The sequence below is a fragment of the Calderihabitans maritimus genome (assembly GCF_002207765.1).
GTDB lineage: Bacteria > Bacillota > KKC1 > Calderihabitantales > Calderihabitantaceae > Calderihabitans > Calderihabitans maritimus.
Genome location: NZ_BDGJ01000092.1, coordinates 1 through 3,008, shown reverse-complemented (window position 1 = coordinate 3,008; position 3,008 = coordinate 1). Strand labels below are relative to the sequence as shown.

Here is a 3,008-nt window from a genome sequence, read left to right as displayed (position 1 = left end):
GCACCAAGAGGTCAAGCCCTCGACCTATTAGTACCAGTCCGCTAAGGTGGTTACCCACCTTACACTTCTGGCCTATCAACCTGGTAATCTTCCAGGGGTCTTACTCCCATGCGGGAAGGGAAACCTTATCTTGAGGCGGGCTTCGCGCTTAGATGCTTTCAGCGCTTATCCCTTCCAGACATAGCTACCCAGCTGTGCCCCTGGCGGGACAACTGGTACACCAGCGGTCTGTCCATCCCGGTCCTCTCGTACTAGGGACAGCTCCTCTCAAGTTTCCTGCGCCTGCGACGGATAGGGACCGAACTGTCTCACGACGTTCTGAACCCAGCTCACGTACCGCTTTAATGGGCGAACAGCCCAACCCTTGGGACCTACTTCAGCCCCAGGATGCGATGAGCCGACATCGAGGTGCCAAACCTCCCCGTCGATGTGGACTCTTGGGGGAGATAAGCCTGTTATCCCCGGGGTAGCTTTTATCCGTTGAGCGACGGCCCTTCCACTCGGTACCGCCGGATCACTAAGCCCGACTTTCGTCCCTGCTCGACCCGTCGGTCTCACAGTCAAGCTCCCTTCTGCCTTTGCACTCTACGCGCGATTTCCAACCGCGCTGAGGGAACCTTTGGGCGCCTCCGTTACCCTTTAGGAGGCGACCGCCCCAGTCAAACTGCCCACCTGACACTGTCCCCAGACCGGTTCACGGCCTCGGGTTAGAACTTCAGTACATCAAGGGTGGTATCCCACCGGCGACTCCACACAGCCTGGCGGCCATGCTTCTACGTCTCCCACCTATCCTGTACATGACATACCAAAGTCCAATATCAGGCTACAGTAAAGCTCCACGGGGTCTTTCTGTCCTGTCGCAGGTAACCCGCATCTTCACGGGTACTACAATTTCGCCGAGCCCCTCGTTGAGACAGTGCCCAGATCGTTACGCCTTTCGTGCGGGTCGGAACTTACCCGACAAGGAATTTCGCTACCTTAGGACCGTTATAGTTACGGCCGCCGTTTACTGGGGCTTCGGTTCAGACCTTCGCCCGGGTTTCCCCAAGCTAAGCCTTCCCCTTAACCTTCCAGCACCGGGCAGGCGTCAGCACCTATACTTCATCTTTCGATTTAGCAGGCACCTGTGTTTTTGGTAAACAGTCGCCTGGGCCATTTCTCTGCGACCCTCTCGCGCTCCCATCCGCTCGGAACGGTCACGCTAGCAGGGTACCCCTTCTCCCGAAGTTACGGGGCCATTTTGCCGAGTTCCTTAACGAGGGTTCTCTCGCGCGCCTCGGGATTCTCTCCCTGCCCACCTGTGTCGGTTTCCGGTACGGGCACCCCATGGCCTCGTTAGAGGCTTTTCTCGGCAGTGTGGGATCAGCCACTTCGCTACTTATTTTTCGCTCCCCTTCACCTCTCGGGATCTTTGTGAGACGGATTTGCCTGCCTCACTCCCTACCGGCTTGGACGCACTCAACCAACGGTGCGCTTGGCCTACCCTCCTGCGTCACCCCTTCCTGCTAACGGCCATGAGGTGGCATCGGAATCTCCACCGATTGCCCATCGCCTACGCCTTCCGGCCTCGGCTTAGGTCCCGGCTTACCCTGGGCGGACGAGCCTTCCCCAGGAAACCTTGGGCTTCCGGCGGGTGGGATTCTCACCCACCTTTTCGCTTACTTATGCCGGCATTCTCACTTCTCACCCGTCCACATGCCCTCTCAGACTTGCTTCTACCAGGTGAGAACGCTCCCCTACCATAGCGGCTTCGCCGCTATCCGAAGCTTCGGTGACGGGCTTGAGCCCCGTTACATTTTCGGCGCAGAGCCACTCGACCAGTGAGCTATTACGCACTCTTTAAATGATGGCTGCTTCTAAGCCAACATCCTGGTTGTCTCTGCAGCTCCACATCCTTCCCCACTTAGCCCGTACTTGGGGACCTTAGCTGTCGGTCTGGGCTGTTCCCCTCTCGACCATGAATCTTATCACCCATGGTCTGACTCCCAAGGTCCAATTTGTGGTATTCGGAGTTTGAAAAGGTTCGGTAACCTGGTAGGGCCCCTAGCCTTTTCAGTGCTCTACCTCCACAAATCAACCCTTGAGGCTAGCCCTAAAGCTATTTCGGGGAGAACCAGCTATCTCCGGGTTCGATTGGCATTTCACCCCTACCCACAGGTCATCCGCCGCCTTTTCAACGACGGTCGGTTCGGACCTCCATCCCGCTTTACCGGAATTTCATCCTGCCCATGGGTAGATCACCCGGTTTCGGGTCTACGGCAGCTAACTTTTCGCCCTCTTCAGACTCGCTTTCGCTCCGGCTCCGCCCTCTTAAGGCTTAACCTCGCTAGCTACCGTAACTCGCCGGCCCGTTCTACAAAAAGTACGCGGTCACCCCTTCCGAGGCTCCCACTGCTTGTAGGCATACGGTTTCAGGTTCTCTTTCACTCCCCTCCCGGGGTGCTTTTCACCTTTCCCTCACGGTACTAGTCCACTATCGGTCGCTAAGGAGTATTTAGCCTTGGGAGGTGGTCCTCCCTGCTTCCCACGGGGTTCCACGTGCCCCGCGGTACTCGGGATCCTTACCAAGGACTTCCAAGCTTTCGCCTACAGGACTGTTACCTTCTATGGTGGGATTTTCCAATCCGCTTCGGCTAGCTCTTCCGCCCCCTTACGGTAAGTCCCACAACCCCATATGCCTTAGCATATGGTTTGGGCTCTTCCCCTTTCGCTCGCCGCTACTCAGGGAATCGATCTTTCTTTCTTTTCCTCGGGGTACTAAGATGTTTCAGTTCCCCCGGTATCGCCCCACAAGCCTATCTATTCAGCCTGTGGTAGCGGGATATTACTCCCGCTGGGTTACCCCATTCGGGCATCCCCGGATCTACGCCTGCTTGCGGCTCCCCGAGGCTTTTCGCAGCTTGCCACGCCCTTCCTCGCCTCTTAGCGCCTAGGCATCCACCGTATGCCCTTACTAGCTTGACCTCGCTCGGCGCTCTCTCCCCTGTGCAGTTTTCAAAGAACGGTTT

Annotated in this window: 1 rRNA gene; it reads right to left on the bottom strand. The window is 57.1% G+C overall.

Annotated elements, in window-relative coordinates:
* Positions 1-7 precede the first annotated feature (7 nt).
* Positions 8-2,964, bottom strand: a 23S ribosomal RNA gene (locus tag KKC1_RS08465).
* Between the last annotated feature and the right edge of the window lie 44 nt (positions 2,965-3,008).